Source organism: Anaerozeibacter quisquiliarum, assembly GCF_051162045.1.
Taxonomy (GTDB): Bacteria; Bacillota; Clostridia; order Christensenellales; family Aristaeellaceae; genus Anaerozeibacter; species Anaerozeibacter quisquiliarum.
In genome coordinates this window covers 52,776-74,194 of sequence record NZ_JBISDI010000008.1, presented here as the reverse complement: position 1 = coordinate 74,194, position 21,419 = coordinate 52,776, and the positions used below count along the sequence as shown (strand labels likewise).

The 21,419-nt window shown below is 62.5% G+C and carries 21 protein-coding genes and 1 tRNA gene; 7 read left to right on the top strand and 15 right to left on the bottom strand.

The genetic code is table 11. The features are described 5' to 3' along the window. Window positions 1-80: 80 nt before the first annotated feature. From ACH6CV_RS05100 to ACH6CV_RS05085, 4 genes are all read right to left on the bottom strand, one after another. Window positions 81-971, bottom strand: coding sequence for an LCP family protein (locus tag ACH6CV_RS05100; protein ID WP_456357091.1), 891 nt, complete (start codon window positions 969-971; stop codon window positions 81-83). 50 nt (window positions 972-1,021) lie between these two features. Continuing rightward, entirely contained in the window at window positions 1,022-1,693 is a 672-nt protein-coding gene (gene tsaA, locus ACH6CV_RS05095; RefSeq protein WP_456357090.1) for a tRNA (N6-threonylcarbamoyladenosine(37)-N6)-methyltransferase TrmO, read from the bottom strand. 151 nt (window positions 1,694-1,844) lie between these two features. Then, window positions 1,845-1,920 (bottom strand) — tRNA-Thr (locus ACH6CV_RS05090). A 116-nt stretch (window positions 1,921-2,036) separates the two neighbouring features. Beyond that, window positions 2,037-2,861, bottom strand: coding sequence for a hypothetical protein (locus tag ACH6CV_RS05085; protein ID WP_456357089.1), 825 nt, complete (start codon window positions 2,859-2,861; stop codon window positions 2,037-2,039). A gap of 164 nt (window positions 2,862-3,025) precedes the next feature. On the opposite strand from ACH6CV_RS05085, the gene ACH6CV_RS05080 reads away from it, so the two are divergent. Continuing rightward, window positions 3,026-4,531 carry an IMP dehydrogenase gene (locus ACH6CV_RS05080; protein WP_456357088.1) on the top strand — a complete coding sequence of 502 codons (1,506 nt, stop codon included), beginning with the start codon at window positions 3,026-3,028 and terminating at the stop codon, window positions 4,529-4,531. A 91-nt stretch (window positions 4,532-4,622) separates the two neighbouring features. On the opposite strand, the gene hxlB is transcribed toward ACH6CV_RS05080, so the two are convergent. The 10 genes from hxlB to ACH6CV_RS05030 form a co-directional block, all read right to left on the bottom strand. Further along, the gene (gene hxlB, locus ACH6CV_RS05075; protein ID WP_456357087.1) at window positions 4,623-5,195 is read right to left on the bottom strand and encodes a 6-phospho-3-hexuloisomerase; all 573 of its coding nucleotides are present in this window, start codon (window positions 5,193-5,195) and stop codon (window positions 4,623-4,625) included. Window positions 5,196-5,215: 20 nt separating this feature from the next. Then, the gene (locus ACH6CV_RS05070; RefSeq protein WP_456357086.1) at window positions 5,216-6,232 is read right to left on the bottom strand and encodes an ABC transporter permease; all 1,017 of its coding nucleotides are present in this window, start codon (window positions 6,230-6,232) and stop codon (window positions 5,216-5,218) included. Between the two features lie 12 nt (window positions 6,233-6,244). Next, entirely contained in the window at window positions 6,245-7,246 is a 1,002-nt protein-coding gene (locus tag ACH6CV_RS05065) for an ABC transporter permease (RefSeq protein WP_456357085.1), read from the bottom strand. Beyond that, on the bottom strand, window positions 7,236-8,771 hold the full coding sequence (locus tag ACH6CV_RS05060) for a sugar ABC transporter ATP-binding protein (protein ID WP_456357084.1): 1,536 nt from the start codon (window positions 8,769-8,771) through the stop codon (window positions 7,236-7,238). Before ACH6CV_RS05060 ends, ACH6CV_RS05065 begins: the two co-directional genes overlap by 11 nt. A gap of 78 nt (window positions 8,772-8,849) precedes the next feature. Continuing rightward, a complete protein-coding gene (locus ACH6CV_RS05055; protein WP_456357083.1) occupies window positions 8,850-9,839 on the bottom strand; it encodes a substrate-binding domain-containing protein in 990 nt (329 codons plus the stop codon). A gap of 155 nt (window positions 9,840-9,994) precedes the next feature. Further along, the gene (locus tag ACH6CV_RS05050; protein ID WP_456357082.1) at window positions 9,995-10,876 is read right to left on the bottom strand and encodes a response regulator transcription factor; all 882 of its coding nucleotides are present in this window, start codon (window positions 10,874-10,876) and stop codon (window positions 9,995-9,997) included. Window positions 10,877-10,880: 4 nt separating this feature from the next. Next, window positions 10,881-12,620 carry a histidine kinase gene (locus ACH6CV_RS05045; protein WP_456357081.1) on the bottom strand — a complete coding sequence of 580 codons (1,740 nt, stop codon included), beginning with the start codon at window positions 12,618-12,620 and terminating at the stop codon, window positions 10,881-10,883. Between the two features lie 41 nt (window positions 12,621-12,661). Beyond that, window positions 12,662-12,793, bottom strand: a complete 132-nt coding sequence (locus ACH6CV_RS05040) for a hypothetical protein (RefSeq protein WP_456357080.1) — start codon at window positions 12,791-12,793, stop codon at window positions 12,662-12,664. Between the two features lie 75 nt (window positions 12,794-12,868). Next, window positions 12,869-13,171 carry a hypothetical protein gene (locus ACH6CV_RS05035; RefSeq protein WP_456357079.1) on the bottom strand — a complete coding sequence of 101 codons (303 nt, stop codon included), beginning with the start codon at window positions 13,169-13,171 and terminating at the stop codon, window positions 12,869-12,871. A 60-nt stretch (window positions 13,172-13,231) separates the two neighbouring features. Further along, the gene (locus ACH6CV_RS05030; protein ID WP_456357078.1) at window positions 13,232-13,630 is read right to left on the bottom strand and encodes a cytochrome b5 domain-containing protein; all 399 of its coding nucleotides are present in this window, start codon (window positions 13,628-13,630) and stop codon (window positions 13,232-13,234) included. A gap of 200 nt (window positions 13,631-13,830) precedes the next feature. Here ACH6CV_RS05030 and ACH6CV_RS05025 point away from each other — a divergent pair, with 200 nt between their 5' ends. Genes ACH6CV_RS05025 through ACH6CV_RS05000 form a run of 6 tightly spaced genes read left to right on the top strand, consistent with a single transcriptional unit; the run spans window position 13,831 to window position 20,038 of the window. Next, window positions 13,831-14,658 (top strand): ABC transporter permease, encoded by an 828-nt coding sequence (locus ACH6CV_RS05025; protein ID WP_456357077.1) that lies wholly within the window; start codon window positions 13,831-13,833, stop codon window positions 14,656-14,658. 3 nt (window positions 14,659-14,661) lie between these two features. Next, window positions 14,662-15,444 carry an ABC transporter permease gene (locus ACH6CV_RS05020; RefSeq protein ID WP_456357076.1) on the top strand — a complete coding sequence of 261 codons (783 nt, stop codon included), beginning with the start codon at window positions 14,662-14,664 and terminating at the stop codon, window positions 15,442-15,444. A 10-nt stretch (window positions 15,445-15,454) separates the two neighbouring features. After that, window positions 15,455-16,492, top strand: coding sequence for an ABC transporter ATP-binding protein (locus ACH6CV_RS05015; RefSeq protein WP_456357075.1), 1,038 nt, complete (start codon window positions 15,455-15,457; stop codon window positions 16,490-16,492). A 36-nt stretch (window positions 16,493-16,528) separates the two neighbouring features. Beyond that, complete coding sequence (locus ACH6CV_RS05010) at window positions 16,529-17,563, top strand: extracellular solute-binding protein (RefSeq protein WP_456357074.1); 1,035 nt, start codon at window positions 16,529-16,531, stop codon at window positions 17,561-17,563. A 2-nt stretch (window positions 17,564-17,565) separates the two neighbouring features. After that, on the top strand, window positions 17,566-19,278 hold the full coding sequence (locus tag ACH6CV_RS05005) for an adenine deaminase C-terminal domain-containing protein (RefSeq protein WP_456357073.1): 1,713 nt from the start codon (window positions 17,566-17,568) through the stop codon (window positions 19,276-19,278). Window positions 19,279-19,291: 13 nt separating this feature from the next. Continuing rightward, window positions 19,292-20,038 (top strand): nucleoside phosphorylase, encoded by a 747-nt coding sequence (locus tag ACH6CV_RS05000; protein WP_456357072.1) that lies wholly within the window; start codon window positions 19,292-19,294, stop codon window positions 20,036-20,038. Window positions 20,039-20,059: 21 nt separating this feature from the next. Here the strand turns inward: ACH6CV_RS05000 and ACH6CV_RS04995 are convergent, their stop codons facing one another. After that, window positions 20,060-21,418, bottom strand: a complete 1,359-nt coding sequence (locus ACH6CV_RS04995) for a hypothetical protein (RefSeq protein ID WP_456357071.1) — start codon at window positions 21,416-21,418, stop codon at window positions 20,060-20,062. Window position 21,419 lies beyond the last annotated feature (1 nt).

The window sequence follows — 21,419 nt, the reverse complement described above, 5'->3', positions numbered from 1 at the left end:
CACCTCAGCGGACACCTTTTCGTTGCCCCGGCAGATAATGTGGATGCGGGCGAATCGCCGATCGACGGCGCCATCGACGTTCATCCGTACACGAATTCCCGGAACAGCGCGCGGTTGCGCTCAAGGTCGGCGCGGATCGACCAGATGCCGTCCTGCGCGCCGCTTTCGTAGGTGCCCTCGGCCGGTACGCGGAATTGGGCGATGCCGGAACCTGAGAGCATCACCTTTGCGCCCATGGCCGACAACTCCAGCGCGTTCATATTCGTGTCGATCGCCTTCAGCGCGGCGCGGCCGAGCGAAACGAGCTCGACCGGATTGCGGACGGCGCGCGCCTTGTCCATCAGCGCCTGGATGATCCTGCGCTGGCGGCCGGCGCGCATATAGTCGGAGTCGATCTTGCGGATGCGGCTGTAACGCAGCGCCTGCAAGCCGTCGAGCCGTGTGCGCTCGCCGTAATCTTCGAGATGATGCCCCTTCTTGCGGTTGATCGCCCGCATCTCTTCACGCGTGACGCTGACCTCGATCCCGCCCACGGCGTCGATCAATTCGGCAAACCCGGCAAAATCGACCGCGGCGTAGCGTCGGATGTTCAGCCCCAGCGCGCGGTTGACCGTATCCATCGCAAGCCGCGGCCCGCCGAACGCGTAGGCCGCGTTGATCTTATGAAGGCCGTGCCCCTCGATGTCCACCAGCGTGTCGCGCATGATCGAGGTCAGCTTGACCGATCCGCCGTTTGAAACCGAGGCGATCATCATGCTGTCGGTACGGCTGACGCCCCCGCTCGACAGATCGACCCCCAGCAGCAGCACATGCGTCCAGCCGCCGGGCAACCCGTTTGACCGCCCGGTCACGGCATCCCACATGTCGGTCAGCACGCCGCCGCCCAGCACGGTAAGCAGCAGCCACGCGGCCCCCAGGAGCATGACCAGCCGAACCGCACAGCCTGTGCAGCCCGGGCGTCGCCTTCTCATTTTCGGCCTCGACGGTTCGTAAAACATGCGGTTATTATATCACAAACCGGTTAAGATACAACCACCTCGTGTACGGTCAGCGTGCCGCCTTCCACGGTGAAGCGTATGTCGTAGCCGGCGAACGGAACGCCGTAGCGGCGGGTCGGATCTTGCTGATAGGATGGACGCGGGTCTTGGGCGAGCGCGGCCAGCAGCGCCGCGTGATACCGTTTGGGAATCAGCGACAAAAGCGGCTCGGGAAAGTCGACCGCGAGCGGCTCGCGCGACGTCTGCTCGGCAAAACCGGCGCAAGCGTCCGGGTGGCTGTCGGATAACGGCAGGTAGGGCTTGATGTCGTAGATCGAGGTGCCGTCGAGCATATCGATGCCCGACACATGCAGCACGGGGCCAAGCGTCGGGTCGAGCTCGACGCCCTCGAGCCTCACCGACGACAGCCCGATGGGGTTGGGCCGAAACGGCGAGCGCGTGGCGAACACGCCCATGCGCCGGTTGCCGCCGAGCCGCGGCGGGCGCACCGTGGCCGACCAACCCGGGCGAAGCGCCTCGGAGAATTGCCAGATCAGCCAGATGTGCGAGAAGCCCTCGAGCCCCCGCACGGCATCCGGGTTGCGGTACGGCGGCTCAAACACGACCCGCCCTTGCAGCCCCGGCACCACGCCGCTCTGGCGTGGCACGCCGAACTTGGTCGGGAAATCGGTGTGGATGTGGGCGATGATGTGCATACGCCGTCCACCCCCCTCGGCTGGTTAATGAAATATGGGCTGTGCCGATGTGCCATATGCCCCAGCACATTTGATACGCGAAGTGCATTTCACTTGCCCCTCAGGGGCAAATTTCGTTACAAAAAATCGGGTCACTGACCCGATTATGGCATGGAGCTGATGACCGGATTCGAACCGGTGACCTCGTCCTTACCAAGGACGCGCTCTACCGACTGAGCTACATCAGCGCGCGGCACGCAAGTGATATAGTACATCATCCGGCAGAGAAAATCAAGGAGTTTACAGAAACATTTCATTTTGACGTGTCACAGGTTCGGGCGGCCTGTGGCCGCCCGTCCCGTCCCTATACTTCCAGCTCCTGCAACCGCTGCTCGAGCAGGCCGATGCGCTCTGAAATAGAGGCGCAGAACGCCGACACCTGGTTCTCGCGCGCCTCACCCGGCTGGCCGAGGAACTCCTTGAGCGCGTCGATCAGTTCCTGTGCCGCCCCGCCCAACTGGCGAATCGTGTGCTGCTTGTCGTCGAGCGCCATCCGGTACAGGTCAAGGCGCACGTTGAGGTTAGACCGCCCAGGCGCGTGTGCTTCGCGCGACGCGAGCATCAGCTTCGTCAACGCCTCACACGCGCGGATCAGCTCGGGATCCTCCTTCTGGCGCGCGGCCTCGCCGAGGCCGCGGCAGGCGTTTTCGAGCGTCATGCGCGGACGGTGGTTGACCTCGGGCGGGTACACGTCCAGCCCCTCGCCGCGCAGCCGTTCGACCGTCTCGCTCACCAGCTCCGGGCGCGCCTTGATTACCGAACGGTATTTGTTTTGAAAGCGCAGCATCAGGCTGTGGTCGCCCCCGGCCATTTTTTGCAGGCACGAACGGACCGAATGTCCCTTGGCGCGCGCGCGCAGCACCTGATCCATCAATTTGGTCACCTCTTCCTCCGTGAAGGGAACAAAGCGCGCGGGCCGTTCCTCCGCGCCGGAGCGTTTTTGCACCTGCGCGTAGTAGTAATTGCGGATGGAGTTGGGGCGACGGCCGGTCTCGCTCGCGATGCGCTCAAACACCGCCTTCAGCGGCAAACCCTGCTGCTGCGCCTCGTCGGCGGCTTCCCAAAGCAAGTTTGACTCGCGGTCCGACCATCCGGAACGCCTGCCCGCCTGCGCGATGGTTTCAACCATATCAAAATCCCTCCCGATCGCATGCTGATGGTACAGAGTATGCACGAAGGGGCTACACAATATACTTATTTTGAAATTTTCCCGCGTTACGCCGCGCGCGTTGACTTGCCCCGCGATCTCCGGTATACTGGTTGGAACATCAAGCACACTAGGAGGATAGGGCCATGGCTTACTACTATGAGCATCCTTCCCACACCTTCAGCGAATACCTGCTGGTGCCCGGCTATTCGTCGGCCGAGTGCCTGCCGGCCAACGTATCGCTCAAGACTCCGGTCGTAAAGTTCAGGCGCGGCGAAGCCTGTCCCCTCGAGATGAAGACGCCGCTGGTATCGGCCATCATGCAGTCGGTGTCCGACGACAGAATGGCCGTGGCGCTGGCGCGCGAGGGCGGCATTTCCTTCATCTTCTGTTCGCAGCCGATCGACGACCAGGCCGAGATGGTGCGCCGCGCCAAGGCCTACAAGGCCGGGTTCGTCAAGAGCGACTCCAACGTCCGCCCCGATCAGACGCTCGGGGACATCCTGGACCTCAAGGCGCGAACCGGCCACTCCACGGTCGCCGTCACCGACGACGGCACGCCCTCGGGCAGTTTCCTGGGCATCGTGACCAGCCGCGACTACCGCGTCAGCCGCATGCCCCGCGATGTAAAGGTCGAGACCTTCATGACCCCGCTTCACAAGATCGTATACGCGCGCGAGGGCGTCACGCTGAGCGAGGCCAACGACATCATCTGGGATCACAAGATCAACGCGCTGCCCATCGTCGACGACGCGCAGCGGCTGGTGGCGTTCGTGTTCCGCAAAGACTACGACCAGCATAAGGAGAACCCCAACGAACTGCTCGACGCCTCCAAGCGTTACGTGGTGGGCGCGGGCCTCAACACGCGCGACTACGCCGAGCGAATCCCGGCGCTGCTGGAAGCCGGCGCGGACGTGCTGTGCATCGACTCTTCCGAGGGTTTCAGCGAGTGGCAGGCGCGCACGCTGCGCTACGTGCGGGACAACTACGGCGACGCGGTCAAGATCGGAGCGGGCAATGTGGTGGACGCGGACGGTTTCCGCTTCCTGGCGGACGCGGGCGCGGATTTCGTCAAGGTGGGCATCGGCGGCGGCGCGATCTGCATCACGCGCGAGACCAAGGGCATCGGGCGCGGCCAGGCGACCGCGGTGATCGAGGTGGCCAAGGCGCGCGACGAATACTTCAAAGAAACCGGCGTCTACGTTCCGATCTGCGCCGACGGCGGCATCGTGCAGGACTACCACGTGACGCTGGCTCTGGCGATGGGCTGCGACTTCTGTATGCTCGGGCGCTACTTTGCGCGCTTCGACGAGAGCCCGTCGAGCAAGGTACTGGTCAACGGCAGCTACATGAAGGAATACTGGGGCGAGGGCAGCGCCCGCGCCCGCAACTGGCAGCGCTACGACCTGGGCGGCGACAAGAAGTTGAGCTTCGAGGAGGGCGTCGATTCTTACGTGCCCTACGCCGGCAGCCTGCGCGACAACATCGCGCTCACGCTCGCAAAGGTCAAGTCCACGATGTGCAACTGCGGCGCGCTCACGATTGAGGAACTCCAGCAAAAGGCGCGCCTGACGCTGGTCTCCTCGGTCAGCATTGTGGAGGGCGGCGCGCACGACGTGGTGCTCAAGGATCAGCGGTCGTTGATGGAATAGAATAGGGCGCCGACAGAGGCTGTGGCGCCATATCCCTTATGATTAAGTTGTACGCGCGAAACTGGACTGAACGGGCCGGTCGCAATGCGGTTTACTCCACGTTGCGGTGACGGCCCTCCATTTCGTCGTGCGACAGGTTGAGCGCTTCCTCCAGGAGCATCACGATGATGTCGTACAGCAAAAAGCAGTGCTGCTCAAAGAGGTTCCCCATGGGCTGGATCGACGGGGCGCACCGCTCGTCGGTCCCATTGAACACCGCCGCCGGTACGAAGAGCACGATGTCGGCGAGCGCGGGGGTCTTCTGGCGGGGGGAACCGGTGATAACCGCAATGGTCGCGCCTGACCGCTTCGCCTGCTCCACGACGTAGTGGATGTGGCCGATCTGGCCGGAGCCGTTGACCGCGATGAACAGGTCGCCCGCGTGCATACCGGGCGTGGTGTCGTCCCAAATCCAATGGACTTGCTTGCCGAGGTGCATCAGCCGCATCGCGAAGCCGCGCGCGGCGATGCCCTCGCGCCCAACGCCCATCACAAAGATGCGATCCGCACGCTTGAGGACGTCCATGAACCGGGAAAGTTCTTGGATGTCCTGGCGCTCAAAGGCGGACCGGTGCTCGGAAAGAACGGTCTCATACAGGGCGGTATAGCGCTCTTGAATGTTCATATGGCGTGCCTCCGTTCGTGTTATGGTTGTGCCTTGGCCGGAGCCTTCTTTAGCCGCACGCGCGCGGCCTGCCGGTCGGAGATGTAGTTGAGCCCCATGACGATGATCAGGATCGACCCCCAGATCAGCTTCTTGGCGTAGGGCGAGAAGCGCCAGATCGTGAATGCGCTGGAGAGCAGCTGCATCAGCGCGATGGCGAGCACGACGCCCGCCACCTTGCCGCGCCCGCCGTCGGGGTGGATGCCGCCGATGACGCACACGAGCATCGCCTGCAGCAGATAGGTGTCGCCGTAGCCCACCTTCGCGGAGTTGACGCGGCTGATGATGATCAGCCCCGCGATGCCCGCGAGGATGCCCGAGAGTAGGAATACCGAGATCGCCATGCGCTCGTTGTCAATCGCCGAAAAGCGAGCGGCCGTCGCGTTGCCGCCGTACAGATAGAGTTTGCGCCCGTAGGCGGTGCGGCCGAGCAGCAGCGACAGGATCAGCGCGCAGGCGACGAGCATCACAAAGATCACCGGAACGCCGGAGAGCTCCGCCGTGCCGAATTTTGCGAACGCCTCGGGCAGCCCGGTCAAGCCCGCGCCACCGGTCATCGCCATGCCGATGCCGCTGTACAGCATCATCGTACCCAGCGTCGCAATCAGGGGCGTCGCCGATAGCTTCGCGATGAGCAAGCCGTTGAACAACCCGAAAAGCGCCGAGCTGAGCATCGCCACAGTGACCGCCGCCGCAATCGCGGCAGGCGTGGACAAGCCCGGGAACCAGCGCCCGGTCAGAATCATCGCGGCGAAGATGCCGGAGGTGTTGGCGTTCGCGACAATCGACAGGTCGATGCCGCCGATCATGAACGACAGCATCATGCCCAGTGCCACGAAGCCGAACTCGGGAATCTGGTAGGACATGGAGCGCAGGTTCCGGCCGGAAAACATCGCCTGCCCCAGCGAAAATGCGAACGCGGCCACGACCAGTAGGGTGACGCTCAGCAGAATGTACAGGTTCCGATCGGCGCGCACCGCTTTTTTGAGTCTCTGCATATTGTTCCCCCCTCAGTCGACGAAGATCAGATTCCGGCGGTTCTTTACGCGCGCCTGGTACGATGTGATTGCGACCGAAACCACGAGCAGTGTCCCGATGAACAAATCATTCCAAGAGGACGAGAGACCCAGGAAGATCAATGTGGAATTGAGCAGATAGATCACCGAACTGCCGAGCAGCACGCCCAGCACCTTGCCCTGTCCGCCGGTGGCCTTCGTGCCGCCGATGACCGCGCCCGCGATGATCATCAATTCGCCGCCGACCAGCTTGTTCGGGTACACGGCGTTGACCTGCGATATGTAGACGATGCCCATGATGCCGGCCAGTAGGCCGATGTAGCCGTAGGCGAACAGCCGGATTTTCAAGGGACTGAAACCCGCGCGCACAGCGGATTCCTCGGAATTGCCAAGCGCGAGCACGCCCCGGCCGATCATCGTGCGGTTGATGATGAACCAGGTAAGCGCCACCACGATGGCGACCGGGATCACCGACACCGTAAGCCCCATGACGCCGGTGTTCGTCGATACCTTGAACAGCGTGCCGGAGCCGAAGGCGGACAGGCTTTTCGGAATGACACCCGCGCCGTAGGTCTTTGCGCTTATGAAGGTGGTCATTGCGCCGTGGTAGAAGTTTTGGGTGCCGAGCGTGATGATGAACGCCGGCAGCTTTGTCCAGTGGACCAACAGCGCATTGACCATGCCGAGCACGAGGCCCATTACGCCCGACAGCGCAAACGCAAACCACAGGTTGTCGATGCCGTTCAGGATCATGATGTGCGCGGTCACGTAGCTTCCGAAGAGCGCCGTCGCCATGAACGACACGTCGATGCCGCCCGACAGCATGACGACCAGCAGCCCCATCGCGACGATCAGCGTGGACGAGGATGAGCGGATGGTGTCAAACAGCGTCTCCGCGCTCAAAAAGGCGGGGTTGACCACCGCCACGACCGCGCAGTATATCGCGATGATCGCGAGCAGAATCCCCTCCGAACCGTTGACAATCTTACGCCTCATGCCGCCCGTCCCCTCTTCCCTCGCGCGTCGCGCCGCCGACCAGCTCGGCGATTTGCCGCTCGACGCCGGGTTTGCCCAGTTCTTCCTCGTCCAGCAGCGCCGCCGCGCGATGTCCAGCCATGATCATGACGCGGTTGGCGTTGGCCAGCAACTCCTCGATCTCGTCGGTGATCAGAATGATGGCCATGCCTTCTGCGGCGAACGACTGAATGATTTCGTAGATTTCCGCCTTGGAACCGATGTCGACGCCCATGGTCGGCGAGTCCATGATGAACAGCTTGGGCTTGGTGCCGATCCACTTTGCCACGACGCCCTTTTGCTGGTTGCCGCCGGAGAGCGAGCCGATCAATGTTTCGACGGACGGCGTGCGCACGCGCAGCCGCTTCACGCCATCTTCGGCGAGCGCCTCCTCGCACGTCCGGTCAAGCAGGCCGCCGGGCGATATATCGTCCACCAACGCCGAGGAAAGGTTTTCACGGATGCTGCGCTCGCGGAACATACCCTGCGTGGCTCTGTCCTCCGGCAACAGCGCGATGCCGATCTTCTTCGCGTGCTTGGGCGAGCGGATATCTGCCGGCTTGCCCTCAAAAAGCACCTCGCCCTTCGACGGCGGGTTCAGCCCGAACAGCGAGAGCGCCAACTCCGTACGGCCCGAGCCCAGCAATCCGGTCACGCCCAGGATGTCGCCTTTGCGGATTTTGAAGCTGATGTCCTCGTAATGCCCGGGTTTTGTGAGGCCGCGCAGCTCCATCAGCACCGCGTCGTCACGGATCGATCGCCGGTAGCGCGGGTACTCGACGTCCCGACCGGTCATTTGGTAGGCGAGTGTCTTGCGGTCAAGCTCCGACGAGGCGAAATCGCCCACCTTGTTCCCGTCGCGGAATATAGTGATCTTATCCGCCACCGCGAACACCTCGTCCAGCTTGTGGCTGATGAAGACGATGGCCAACCCCTTTTGCTTCAATTCCCGGGCAACGTTTAAGAGGTTGTCGACCTCCTGCTTGGTGAGCGCGGTCGTCGGCTCGTCCATGAACAGGATCTTCGCGTTTTGCGCGAGCGCACGGCAGATGGCCGTCAGTTGGCGGTTGGCCATCGGCGTCTCACGAATGGTGGCGTTCAGGTCGAGCGTCACGCCAATGCGCCGGGTTTGCTCTTTGGCGATTTTGTAAACCTCGGACCAGTTGACGGTCTTTCGGCCCAACTGCCGCAGATGGCTGATGGCGATGTTTTCGGCGACCGTCATGTGGTCGAACAGCGACAGATCCTGATAGATGACCTGCACGCCTTCGTTCATCGCCTGGTTCGGCGTCAGTCGGGCGTACACGTGACCGTTCAGCGCAATGGTGCCAGCGTCGGGCGCATAGACGCCGGAGACCGTCTTGACAAATGTGGATTTTCCGGAGCCGTTTTCCCCGGCAAGGCAGTGAATCTCGCCGCTGTTGATCACAAGGCTCACGTCGTTCAGCGCCTGGACGCCGACGAAGGCCTTGAAAATGTGCTCGGCGCGCAGCATGGTTTCGGGCATGGCGATTCCTCCATTTTATGGAGGGGCTGTAGCGCCCTTTTCCAGCGCTGCAGCCCCTCCATGCACCGGTCGTCCGGATTAGAAGTTGAAGTCGTCGATGTTCTCGGCGGTGAAGATCAGCGGCGCGTTGCCGTAGGCGATCTTGCCGTCGACCTGGATATCTTCATAGCCGGTGATCTTGAGGCTGTCGCCGGTCTTGACGCCCTGACCGGACGCCATCAGGTAGGCCGCGTAGCAGGTGGCATAGCCGGCATCGGCGGGGCGCCAAGCCTGGCCGTGCTTCATGGAGCCGTCCTTGATGTAGCTCGCCGACATCGAGGGAATCGCCAGGGAGATGACGGCGATGTCCTCGCGGCCCTTGTCCTTGATCGCCTGCGCGATGCCGCCGCCGTGCGCGGAGCAGTCGAAGATGGCGGTCAGGTCGGGATTGGCCTTGAGCAGCTCAACGGTCTTGTCGTAAGCGGTCTCGATGCTGTTGCGATCTTCAAACGGCTCGGCGGAGATGTTGACGAGCTCGGGGGCGTTCTCGGCCAGATACTCGACCGCGCCGTTGTACCAAGCCATGTGGGTGTCCATCGTCAGACCGCCGACGAAGCCGGCATACTTGCCCTTTCCGCCGGTCGCTTCCAGGACGGCCTTGCCCATCGTCGCGCCGAATTCCTTGTTGACAAAGGCTTCGACGTCCAGATCCACACTGTCGGCGATGCCAGGCGCTTCATGCGTGACAACGACGATACCGGCTTCCTGCGCCTTCTTGATCGTGGGGATCAGCGCCTGCGGGTCATTGGGCACGACGCAGATGGCGTCGACGCCCTGGGAGATCAGGTCTTCCATGATCGCAATCTGCAGCGCCGGATCGCCGCTTTCGGGGGTGAGCACGTAGGCGTTGATGCCCGTCTCGGCGGCGAGCTGCTCGATGCCGATCGTCATGTCGTCGAACCAGGGATCGCTCTGCTTGACGATCATCGCGACCGTGTACTCGGAGATGTCCTTCTGCTCGGCAACGGTGCCGACGGCCATGCCTATGACGAACATGAGTGCCACGGCAAGGGAGATGAGTTTCTTCATAGCCCAATACCTCCTTGATTTCGGTGCAATGCGCTTCGCATTTACATCCTGTCACCAACATTGTACCGCGAAGCGTCCCGGTTTGAAATGCACAGATTCCAGCAAAAATGTGGACAAATCAACGATATATCCGGATGGTTTTCAGGTATCCCGACTCATTCGTGATCATCCATCGTCGAGCGCGCATGTCTGACCCGGTATTCCCTCGGCGAGAGGCCGACGACCCTGCGAAATATCCTGCTGAAATAGTGTTGGTCGTTGAAACCCACGCGGAACGCGATTTCGTAGAATTTCAGACCCGTGTCCTCCATTAGCTTGCGCGCAATGTCGATGCGCAGCCGGGTCAGGTAATCGCTGACCGTCATGCCGTATTCGCGCCTGAACGCGTTCCCGAGGTAATTGGCTGAGTAATTCATGGCCTGCGCAATGCCGTTGACCGTCAGCGCGCTGTCGGCGTAATTTTCTTCGAGACAACTGCGAACGCGGCGGGCAATCCGCTTTTCCTTTTCGTCGGAGTCGATTGGCCCCTCCCCGGGAACCCCTTCGAGCAGGCTTTCCAGCCGCGCCGGATCGAGCGGCTCGCGCGCGTTCAGCATTTCGTTGATGACGTCGCGTTGCGTTTTCACAAACCGGCGCAGTTCCTCGCGTTCGCGTTGTTCGCGCCTTCGGGCGTCCAACTTTTCGCTCAGCCGCACGGCGATCGCCGCCACATCCTTGGGGGACACAGGTTTCAGGATATAATCCTTCGCGCCGTAGCTCATGGCCCGCTGCGCGTAGTCGAATTCCTCAAATCCGGAAATGACCACGGTCTCCGGCACCATGCCGCGCGAGGAAAGCGCCTCCATCAGCTGAAGTCCATCCATGTCGGGCATCGCGATGTCCAGCAGCATCGCGTCGAACGGCTTTCCCATGAGAAGGTCCAGCGCCTCACGCCCGTCATTTGCGGTGGCGACCTCGAAAAGCCGCGTGCGCTCGACCGCGCGGCTCATGCCCTGGGCAATCAGCGGCTCATCGTCGACGATCAGCATCCGATACATAGGCTCATCCCCCCTCCTCGGACATCGCGCGGATGCGCAGCGTCGCGCGCGTCCATCCGTCCACGCGTGCAAAGCTCAAGCCGTAGCCTTCGCCAAAACTGAGCCGGATTCGGTCGTGTACGTTGGAGATGCCGATGCCAAAGTTCGCATCCTGCGCGCCCCGATCGATCAGAAACGCATTCATCGCCGCCGCGCCTTCCTCGGTGAGCGCCTCACCGTCATCCTCCACGACCAGCCACACATTTTCCCCATCCCGCGCGGCGCTGATCCGGATGCTGCAGGTGCGGTCTCGATGCTTCTGCATCGCGTGGATGATGGAGTTCTCAACCAACGGCTGCAGCACGAGCTTGGGCGTCAACAGTGAAAGCAGTTCCTCCGGCGCATCGTAGGCGACGATGATTTTATCCTTGTAGCGCGCTTTTTGTATGTCGATGTACAGCTTGACGTGCAATAACTCGTCCTTGAGCGGGATGTAATCCCTGCCCTTGCTGATGCTGATGCGGAAGAATGTGGAAAGCTCCTGCGTGATCTCAATCGCGCGTTCATCCTCGCCCGCGTCGATCAGCCAGATAATGGTCGACAGGGTGTTATACAGAAAGTGGGGGTTGATCTGGAATTCCAGCGCGCGCAGCTGCGCCTCCTTCTTCATGCGTTGCTCCTCGTAATACTGCGCGATGGCCGTCTCGAGCTGGGTGATGATGCTGTCGTAGCCCCTGTTGAGGATGGCGATTTCGTTGCGAGGCTCATCCCCGTTTGAAATGCCGATCGATCCCTTGTCGCGTCGCATGCGGCCGATCAGGTTGCGGATCGGCTTGGTAAACGCGCCCGACATGATCGCGCCGAGCGTCAGCGCCAGCAGGATGCTCGCAAGCGACAGCATGAGGAGCAGCGTGAGCACCGGCCTGAACATACCGCTGTAATAGCTCATTGGCGTGCGTTCCATTAGCGTGTATCCGTAGCGCGCGTTGCTGCGATGGGTGTAGACATAGCCGTCCGTATGGAAACGCCCGGCGGAAGATGCGGCGTAATCCGGGGGGAGCCCCAGCGCCCGAAAGGCGTCTTGCCCAAACGCGGACGCATCGGACGAGGAGGTGATGACGCCCTGACTGTTGACAATAAAAAAATCGGCCGGGTGGGCGCTCAGATAGTCTTCGTACAGCGCGGCGAATTTCGATTCGGGGTAGTTGACGATCAGCCGCGCGATGGGCCGCGCGCCGCCGTCGCCCAGCACAAGTCGCTCGTAGGGAACGACGCGCTCGCCGTTTCGCACCGCGGGTTCCGCCCAGCGGTCGTATATCTTGAAGATCGATGGATCGATGGGCGCAAGGCCCGCGTTTTCTATGATGCGCGCATTGGGATAGTCACTGTTTGCGTAGCGCATGGCGCTGCCGTCCTCAAAGACCAGCATCACCGAATGGGCCTTCTCCATGGCCTGCAAGCGGATCAGCCTGCGCGACGCGTACAGCGCCTGCTCGGGATCGGCGCGGTCGCCTTCGCAAAAGGACACGATGCTGTCATCGTACGCGGCGAGCAGCACCTGCTTATGGATATCGGCCATGATCCGACCCATGCGATCGTCCAAAAACTCCAGATAGGTCGCGCTCTCACGCACGCCATTGTCCTCGAGCGACTGAGAAAAAAGCCGAAGCGACGCCGCGCCGATGGCCAGCATGGGGATGACCGACACCAACACAAACAGCAGTGTCAACTGCGCGCGCATTGAGTACTTCAGCCGGTTGAACATGGTCGCCACCCCTTTTCATGCGCCTTTATTATCCCCTCGCGTCACGCAATTGTCAACATCGCAAGGTTTCGCGATCGCAGGGCAAGCCCGCCGCGCGCAACATCGTCGGCCACGTCTTCGGTCCGGCTGAGGCGGTATTTCTTGGCATGCCGAATGCGCGCGAACCGCTCCATCCGGTTGCGCCTTCCAAAAAAAGGCTGCCGCGCGGGGAAATCCCCCGCCGCGACAGCTCCTTGACAGTCTACACGTTATTGCGCACCGACATTTTGAACGACCGTGGGGGCGGGTCCGGGCGCTGTGGAGAAAAACCTGTTTGAAACGGCGCCCATGATCGCCATAAACACGGTCATGATCGCGAACGTGATGGCAAAACCCAGACATCCCAGCTTGGACAGGCGAATGGTCTCCGACAGCGGCCCGTCCGGATCGATCTGCATCCCAAAGATGATCACCCGCTTGTAAACGTACTGCTTCTTGGGCTTCTCGGACTCGATTTTCGCGAACCCGTTCCTTCCGAGCGGGTAGTAATCGTCCAATGGGTTCTTGGACATGCGATCGCTCCCCTGCGTTCGATCTCATTCAGTCGGGTGACCCAATCCGCGCACGCTCGGTTACTTGAGCTTCCCGACCACGGTCAGCTTCTCCAGCACTTTTTCGCCGTGCGGCGAGTTCTTGATCGCGTCGGTCAGGTCCTTGCCGGCGACGTTGCCGTTGTGCTGGCCGCCCGCCCAGGCGCTTACGTCGGTCACCTCGTAGATGGTGCCGTTGACCGCCACGTAGGCCTTGCGGCCGTCCGTGCCGTCATAGGCGGCCAGTTCCTCGGCCGTCAGCTCGAGCGCCGGCGCTTCGCCGGGCGCGGCGGCGGGTTCGGGTGCGGCGGCGGGGTCCGGCGTGGCCGTCGCCTCGGGGGCGGCGGTCGGCGTGGGGGCGGGTGCTGCGCTTACGCAGCCGGCCAGCGCGAGCGCGGCGGTCAACAGCATGGCCGCGACGAGCATTCCTTTGAACTTCATGATAAATCCTCCTCATTGAACAAATGACGGTTCTATTTCTTGATCGGATGGACGCGGACGCGCCTCATCTGTCATACTTGATACCCATGTATGCGATTCAACAATCATTTTGCTTGACTTTTTTTCAGAAATCGGCTATATTACGAACATTATCCTATTTACTTTGAAATTTATTCGCCGTTTTGCGAGGCAGGAGCGCCATGAAGAGAAACAACGCCTACATGCTGATGGTGCCGGGCACGCTGTTCATTGTGATATGCTGCCTGTTTCCGGTGGTGCGCATCGTGTCACAAACCTTCGCGGACGGCGAGGCGCTGACCTTTTCGAAGTACCTGGGCGAGTTTCAAAACGCCTTCTTTCAGGACACCTTCGCGCGCACGCTGCGGCTGTCGCTGCTCAACACGCTGATCTGCATCGCAATCGGGCTGCCGGTCTCCTATTACATCGCGCGCCTCTCCCCGCGCTGGAAGAACATCGCGCTGTCGGCCGCCACCTTCCCGCTGCTGACCAGCGCGGTGGTGCGCTCGTTCTGCTGGATGATTATCTTGGGCAAGCGCGGCACGGTGAACGACCTTATGCTGACGCTGGGCCTGATTCAAAAGCCGCTGTCCCTTTTGTACACGGAATTCTCGATGATGCTGGGCTACGCGCAGCTGTTTATGCCGCTGATGCTGCTCTCGCTCGTGGGCGTGATGGAGCAGATCGACGACGATTGCATCCTGGCCGCCAGGACGCTCGGCGCGCCGCCGATCGCGGCCTTTTTGAAGGTGGTGCTGCCGCTCTGCGTCAGCGGGCTGATTACCGGGGGCCTATTGGTGTTCACCGGCACGGTCACCGCCTATACCACGCCGCAGTTGCTCGGCGGCAACAAGACCAAGGTGCTGTCGACGCTCCTGTACCAATACACCTCCACGCTCGGCGACTGGGACAGCGCGTCGGTGGTGGCGACAATCATGATCGCGATGACGCTGCTGGTCTCGCTGACCATGAACGCCGTCGCAAAGCGGCTCAACAGGCGGGGGGTGTAGCCGATGAAACGCAGCAAGTTTCTGCTCGTCCTGACGATCTTGGTCTACTTGTTCCTGCTTGGGCCGATGGTGGTCATGGTGGGCGCATCGTTCACCACGGCCAAGGCGCTCAAATTTCCGCCCGAGGGCTTCACGCTCGCTTGGTACGCGAACAGCCTGTCGCTGTCCAGCTTCATGGACGGCTTCAAGGTCAGCTTCGGCGTATCGCTGCTGGGCACGGTGATCGCCATGCTGATCGGCGTGCCGGCCGCCTACGCGATGAACCGCTACCAGTACCCGGGCAAGCAACTGCTCGGCAACATCTTCATCTCCCCCACGATCATCCCGGCGATCGTGCTGGGCTTTGCGCTGCTGAAGTCGTTCGTGCCGCGCGTGGGCGGCTCGATCTACGCGGGGCTGCTCATTGGCTACGCGCTGATCGCCCTCCCCTACGTGATCCGCACCACCTCGTCGGCGCTCAGCAACTTCGACTTCGCGATCGAGGAGGCCGCCATGTCGCTCGGGGCCAACTGGGCGAAGGCGTTCCTGCTATCGGTGATGCCCAACATCCGCTCGGGGCTGATGTCGGCGTTCATCCTGGCGTTCATCAACGCGTTCAACGATGTGTCGATCGGCGTTTTCGTATCGGGACCGGGCGTACTGACGCTGCCGATGGCCATGCTCGGCTACGCCGAGACCCGCATGGACCCCACGATCGCCGCGATGGCGGTCATGCTGATGCTGATGACGATGGCGCTCATGTTCATCGCGGAAAAAATGCTGGGCGTGAAACTGAGGAATCGGTGAGAGGTGTACTATGGCGTTTCTGACATTGCGCGACGTGAGCGCGGGCTATGGCAAGAACCGGATATTGAACAACTTCAACCTGGATGTCGAAGAGGGGCAGCTGGTGTCGCTGCTGGGCCCGTCGGGCTGCGGCAAGACCACCACGCTCAGGCTGGTCGCCGGGTTCATCGAGGCTATGGCGGGCCAGTTCCTGCTGAACGGGCGCGACTACACGAAGGTGCCGGTGCACAAGCGCAATTTCGGTTACGTGTTCCAGAGCTACGCGCTGTTCCCTCACCTCTCCATCTACGACAACGTGGCGTTCGGGCTGAGAATGCGCAAAACGCCCGCCGCCGAGGCCGAAACACGCATCAAGCAAGCGCTGAATTCGGTGGCGCTGGCAGGCTTCGAATCGCGGCTGCCGGGCGAACTGAGCGGCGGGCAGCGCCAGCGGGTGGCGCTGGCGCGCGCGCTGGTAATCAACCCCGCGCTGCTGCTGCTCGACGAGCCGCTGAGTAACCTCGACGCCAAGCTGCGCGTGCAGATGCGGGTCGAAATTTTGCGGCTGCAAAAGGAGCTGGGCATCACCACGCTGTACGTCACCCACGACCAGGAGGAGTGCTTCTCGATCTCCGACCGGGTCGCCATCATGAACGGCGGCGTAATCGAGCAGCTGGACAGCCCCGTGGGCATCTACAACCACCCGGCCACGGCGTTTGTGGCGCGGTTCGTCGGGTTTGAGAACTTCGTGGCGCTCACCTGGTCGGACGGGGCTTACCGGAGCGCCGATGGCGTGGCCTTTCGCACCGATCACATGGGGCCGGCCGAGGTGCAGTGCGCCTGCCGCCCCGACGACATCCGCCTGCTGAGCGCGGGCGAGGATCTGCCGGGCCGCTACGTGGACGGCACGGCGGGGGTGTGCACCTTCCTCGGCAAGCAGCTGCAATACCTGGTCGGAACCCGCTGCGGCAGCTTCCTCGTCAACACCGAGGTGGGCGACCACCACGAGCCGGGCGAGCGGGTGCGCCTGCAATTCCCCGAGGACAAATGCGTTTGTTTGGGCTCGTAGCCCATGCAATATATTTCATCGACGGAGGGCACTACCATGAAGAAGGTCATCGTCACCCTGCTGGTCCTTATGCTGCTGATCGGCTGCGCGTCCGCCCTGGCCCAGGAGAAGCAGAAGCTGGTCATCTCGGCCTGGCCCACCAACATCGACCTGATCGAGAAAAACGTCCACAAGCCGTTTGAGGAGGCCAACAACTGCGAAATCGTGGTGGAGGTGGGCAACAACGCCGACCGCCTGACCAAGCTGCGCGAGAACCCGTCGGCCTACGACATCGTCTACTTCTCCGACAAGTACGTCAAGGACGCCGCCGCCGAGGGGCTGCTCGAGGCGTTCGACAACACGAAGCTCGCCAACCTCGGCGAGCTGTACGACATAGCGCAAAACCCCAATCCCGGCTACGGCCCGGGCTACACCTTCACCGGCTTCGGCATCGCCTACGATCCGACCGTGATTACGACCCCGATCACCAAGTGGGCCGACCTGTGGCGCGAGGACGTGACTTCCCAGCTGGTCGTGCCCGCGATCACCGTGACCTCCGGCCCCTACTTTGTGCAGGTGGCGGGCAAGGTGGCCGGCACCGACGTGGCGGTCGACGACGGCCCGGCCTTTGCCAAGCTCAAGGAACTGGCCCAGGGCGGCGCGTACTTCTACGAGAAGTCGGGCGACATCGCCAGCAAGTTTTCGCTGGGCGAGGTGGCGGTCGCGGTGCTGCAGGACTTCGAGTATTCGACCGTCAAGCAGGCCTGCCCGGACGTCGAGTACGTGATGATCCCCGAGGAGGGCACCTTCCTCGGCATCAACCAGATCAACATCGCCAAGGGCAGCAAGAACCAGGAACTGGCTTACAAGTACATCGACTGGGCGATCAGCCGGCAGGCGCAGCTTGCGCAGGCGCTCGACAAGGTGGAGGCCCCGGCGAACAAGCTCGTGGAGCTGACCGACGAGCAGGCCGTGGGCCTGTGCTACGGCGAGCCGGTGACCGAATCGCAAGCCCCCAACTGGGACCTGATCCGCGCGAAAAATGCCGAGTGGGTAGACCGCTACAACAACGAAATCTATCTGGGGAACTGAGCATGGTAATGCGCATCCGCAACGCGAAGGTGTTCAACAGCGCGCTGCGCCGCTTTGTGGACGGCGACATCGTGGTCCGGGACGGCCGCTTCCTGTACGCCTTCCTCGATGAAACGGCGGATGTGCAGGCGGATCAGACGATCGACGCGGAGGGGAGATTCGCTCTCCCCTCCCTGATCGATATCCACCTGCACGTCGAAAGCTCGATGGTCACGCCGCGCGTGTTTTCGGACATGCTGATCCGAAACGGCGTGACCACCTGCGTCGCCGAGCCCCACGAGATCGCCAATGTGTTCGGCGTGGAGGGCGTGGAGGCGTTCCTGCGCCAGGGCCGCACCTGCGCGGCCGATATCTTTGGCGCGATCCCCAGTTCCGTACCCTGCACCCCGTTTGAGACCACCGGCGGCCGGATTGAGCTCGACGATGCGCTGCGCCTGATCGAGCGCAATCCGGACATCGTGGCGCTGGGCGAGGTGATGAACTGCGTGAGCGTCTTGAACGAGCCGGACGGCAAGATCCGCACGTGGCTTAAAGTACTCCGCGAACGTTATCCGAATCTCACGCGCGAGGGGCATATCAGCTATTACAACGGCAAAGAGCTGTGCGAAATCGCCTATCACGGCGTCGACTCCGACCACACCTCGCAGGGGCTCGACTGCTTCATCAACCGCATTACGCAGGGCGTGTTCGTGGAATTGCAGGAAAAGACGCTGACGTCTGAAACGGTTAAGTGGATCGAGGACAACGACCTATGGCAGGGTTTTGGCATCGTGACCGACGACGTGATGCCCGACCGGCTCTTTTCGCGCGGGCATCTCAATGTGCTGTTCAGGAAGGCCATTGCGCTGGGCATGAAGCCCGAGCGCGCGATTATGGCCACCACTTACAACCCCGCGCAGCGCATGAAGCTGCACGACCGGGGCATGATCGCGCCGGGCAAGCTGGCCGACTTCGTACTGCTCGACAGCGTCGAGGACTTCAAAATCCACTCGGTTTACAAGGGCGGCGCGCCGGTCTTCGAGGCGTCGAATCCTGCGCCGGTTACCCGGAAGACCGAACCGTTCTTCCCCGCGCACTTCTACCAAAGTGTGCGGCTCGACCCATTGACGGCCGAAGACTTCCGGCTCCGCGCCCCCGAAAACGCGGGCGCACGCGTTCTGGCGCGCATCATGGCGATCGAATACGCGACCACGCTGACCATGGAACGCTTTGACGAGCTGTCGGTCGATGACGGCCTCGTGGACTACGAAAACTCGCCCTACTGCCTGATCGCGGTGTTCGACCGCTACAGCGGCGAGGCGAAGCGCGCCTACGGGCTGATCGGCGGGCCCGACTTCATCCACGCCGGGGCGATCGCCAGCAGCTATGCCCACGATCACCACAACCTGCTGGTGGCGGGCAAGACCGCGCGCGACCTGATGACCGCGGCCAACTGGGTGATCGAGCATCAGGGCGGCATCTGCGTCGCGAACGACGGCAAAGTGATCGCGGCGCTGGGGCTCGAGGTGGGCGGCATTGTGACCGAAGCGCCGATGGCCGAAGTGGCGCAAAACGCGAGTGCGGTCACAAAGGCGATGGAAGCGCTCGGCTACCACCACCCGAACCCGCTGATGTCGTTTGGCTGCCTGGGCCTCGGCGTCTCGCGCGCGCTGCGCCTGACCGACATGGGCTACGTCAAGACTGCCGAAGGGCGGCTGGTGCCGCTGTTTGAATGATATGGGGGATACCATGCCAGAGATCAAACTGCAAAAACACATCCGCTGCGTGCCGGGCGACGTGGCGCGCTACGTGCTGATTCCGGGCGACCCGGCGCGCGCGCACCGAATCGCGCGGCAGCTTACCGGCGCGCGGCTCGTAGCCGAAAACCGCGAGTACACGGTGCTCACCGGCAGCTACGAGGGCGTGCCCGTCTCGGTGTGCTCGACCGGGATCGGCGGGCCGTCGACGGCGATCGCGATGGAGGAGCTTCAGCGCGTGGGCGCGGACACCTTCATCCGCGTGGGGTCGGCGGGCGCGCGCCACGACAGCATCCCGATCGGCAGCGCAGTGATCGTGAACGCCGCGGTGCGCGCGGGCGGCACGGCGCGCGCGTACCTGCCCGACATCTACCCGGCGGTGGCGAGCCACGCCGTGACCTGCGCGCTGGAATCGGCGGCGCGATCGCTGGGCATAACGCCGCGCGTCGGCTGTTCGCTGAGCCGCGACGCCTATTACCAGCAGGACGAGGGCCTGAACGACGTGCTGCGCGGCGTGCGCGATCTGCTGGTCAGCGAGATGGAGTGCGACACGGTCTACGTGGTCGGCGCGCGGCGGGGCCTGCGCACCGGCGCGGTGGTGGGCACCGACTCCAACCGCTACCTTGCGGTACAGCCGCCGCTCGAGGAGCTCGAGCACCTTTACATTGGGGCCGAGCGGCAAACGATCGCCATCGCGCTCGCCGCCGTTTCGATCCTGGCGAAGCGGGACGCGGGGTAACCCCCGCGTCCCGCCCCTTGGCTATTTGAGCTTGTACGAGCGCAACACCTTCCCACTCTCGTCCCTGACATTCAGCGTGAGGGTATCCTGCTTCTGCGTCAGGCAGTACATGGTTGCCCGGTAACGCGTCGCGCCATCGTCCTGATTGACCTTCTCTATCGAATCGAGCTCGGCGATCGTCTGCCCGCCTTCGTCCACCAACGTGAATCCGGGAAAACGCGGCCGTCCATAGAATATGGAGTTGGCATTCGACGCCACAGGTTCTCTGAACACCCGATCATCCAACGCATGAAAATCGACCGTGACGTACGCGGGATAGATCACCGCGCCATCGATGGTGTACGCCAAGTCATCCATGGTAATGCGCCCGCCGATCGGCACTTCGGTGCGTTCTTCCATGCTGCGCGGCATTTGAAACCTAAGTTTCCAAACGCCGTCCAGCGCCGGAGCCTCGCGCGCGTAGTCCACGATCAGCTCATAGTCTAAAACCTTTTCCAACTCCAACCCGGCAAATCCGTGATGCGATTGGACTGCCGATTGTTCCCCTAACATCCTGTTGCGGCTGCTGCCGATTTTGTCCATCAGCCTGCTGCCCGGCGCTCTGAGCGCCAGGCCGCCAAACCTCATCAACCCATCGGAGGGCCATTCGACCGAGATGACCAAGCCGCCCTCCGCCATACGGATGGCCGTGAACCGGGCCTCGGGCACACCGGGCACCGGGAAGGGCATGGGCTTTTGCACGGCCTCGCCCAGCGTGAGCGCGGTGGGTTGGCTGTAGAACCTTTGAATCTCGGGTATGATGCCGTCGATGGTAAGCTCTACATTTTGTCCGGCCAGCGATTGATCATTCGGGAAGGTCACCAGTGCGTTCGTCCTTCCGTCCGGCGATTTCTTGGGCAAGTAATAAGAACCGCCTTCGCTGCCGGTGAGGGCCAAATTACATTCCATCCCCTCGCCCAACCGCCCCTGCGCGTCCTCGAAGCTCAGCGCGACCATGCTCTCCGCTTCGCCGGCAAAGGCAGCCTCCACGCGCACGGTGAGGCCGTCCTGCGTATCCTTGCAGCCGACCGCGCCGCCATATACACCGAGCGCATCCAGTACCTCCTTTGGCCCACCGTAATCTCGGAACATGTCCGCGACCATCACGCCCAGGTCGGTGGTCGCCAGCGCCGTGGCGAATGCCAGCATCACGGTAAGCAGGGCCGCCAGCACGATCGCCGCGCGCCTGCCCGCGCGCCGCCTGCCCGCGAGGCGCGGGGCGAGACCCACGCGCTCAAGCACCCGGTCGCGTACGCGCCGCATCGCGTCCTCGTCCCACACATCCCGCAGCTCCGCATCCCGCTCGCGGGCGGGGATCGTCTCGCTCAATTTGATCTTCACG

What these genes read in the sequence shown, in the direction of transcription:
- ACH6CV_RS05025 (WP_456357077.1), top strand. Translation starts at nt 13,831, where the DNA reads ATGAAGAGAAACAACGCCTACATGCTGATGGTGCCGGGCACGCTGTTC.
- ACH6CV_RS05080 (WP_456357088.1), top strand. Translation starts at nt 3,026, where the DNA reads ATGGCTTACTACTATGAGCATCCTTCCCACACCTTCAGCGAATACCTG.
- ACH6CV_RS05015 (WP_456357075.1), top strand. Translation starts at nt 15,455, where the DNA reads ATGGCGTTTCTGACATTGCGCGACGTGAGCGCGGGCTATGGCAAGAAC.
- ACH6CV_RS05070 (WP_456357086.1), bottom strand. Translation starts at nt 6,232, where the DNA reads ATGCAGAGACTCAAAAAAGCGGTGCGCGCCGATCGGAACCTGTACATT.
- ACH6CV_RS05045 (WP_456357081.1), bottom strand. Translation starts at nt 12,620, where the DNA reads ATGTTCAACCGGCTGAAGTACTCAATGCGCGCGCAGTTGACACTGCTG.
- ACH6CV_RS05035 (WP_456357079.1), bottom strand. Translation starts at nt 13,171, where the DNA reads ATGTCCAAGAACCCATTGGACGATTACTACCCGCTCGGAAGGAACGGG.
- ACH6CV_RS05065 (WP_456357085.1), bottom strand. Translation starts at nt 7,246, where the DNA reads ATGAGGCGTAAGATTGTCAACGGTTCGGAGGGGATTCTGCTCGCGATC.
- ACH6CV_RS05085 (WP_456357089.1), bottom strand. Translation starts at nt 2,861, where the DNA reads ATGGTTGAAACCATCGCGCAGGCGGGCAGGCGTTCCGGATGGTCGGAC.
- ACH6CV_RS05000 (WP_456357072.1), top strand. Translation starts at nt 19,292, where the DNA reads ATGCCAGAGATCAAACTGCAAAAACACATCCGCTGCGTGCCGGGCGAC.
- ACH6CV_RS05100 (WP_456357091.1), bottom strand. Translation starts at nt 971, where the DNA reads ATGAGAAGGCGACGCCCGGGCTGCACAGGCTGTGCGGTTCGGCTGGTC.
- tsaA (WP_456357090.1), bottom strand. Translation starts at nt 1,693, where the DNA reads ATGCACATCATCGCCCACATCCACACCGATTTCCCGACCAAGTTCGGC.
- ACH6CV_RS05055 (WP_456357083.1), bottom strand. Translation starts at nt 9,839, where the DNA reads ATGAAGAAACTCATCTCCCTTGCCGTGGCACTCATGTTCGTCATAGGC.
- ACH6CV_RS05020 (WP_456357076.1), top strand. Translation starts at nt 14,662, where the DNA reads ATGAAACGCAGCAAGTTTCTGCTCGTCCTGACGATCTTGGTCTACTTG.
- ACH6CV_RS05030 (WP_456357078.1), bottom strand. Translation starts at nt 13,630, where the DNA reads ATGAAGTTCAAAGGAATGCTCGTCGCGGCCATGCTGTTGACCGCCGCG.
- ACH6CV_RS05010 (WP_456357074.1), top strand. Translation starts at nt 16,529, where the DNA reads ATGAAGAAGGTCATCGTCACCCTGCTGGTCCTTATGCTGCTGATCGGC.
- hxlB (WP_456357087.1), bottom strand. Translation starts at nt 5,195, where the DNA reads ATGAACATTCAAGAGCGCTATACCGCCCTGTATGAGACCGTTCTTTCC.
- ACH6CV_RS05005 (WP_456357073.1), top strand. Translation starts at nt 17,566, where the DNA reads ATGGTAATGCGCATCCGCAACGCGAAGGTGTTCAACAGCGCGCTGCGC.
- ACH6CV_RS05060 (WP_456357084.1), bottom strand. Translation starts at nt 8,771, where the DNA reads ATGCCCGAAACCATGCTGCGCGCCGAGCACATTTTCAAGGCCTTCGTC.
- ACH6CV_RS05050 (WP_456357082.1), bottom strand. Translation starts at nt 10,876, where the DNA reads ATGTATCGGATGCTGATCGTCGACGATGAGCCGCTGATTGCCCAGGGC.
- ACH6CV_RS05040 (WP_456357080.1), bottom strand. Translation starts at nt 12,793, where the DNA reads ATGGAGCGGTTCGCGCGCATTCGGCATGCCAAGAAATACCGCCTCAGC.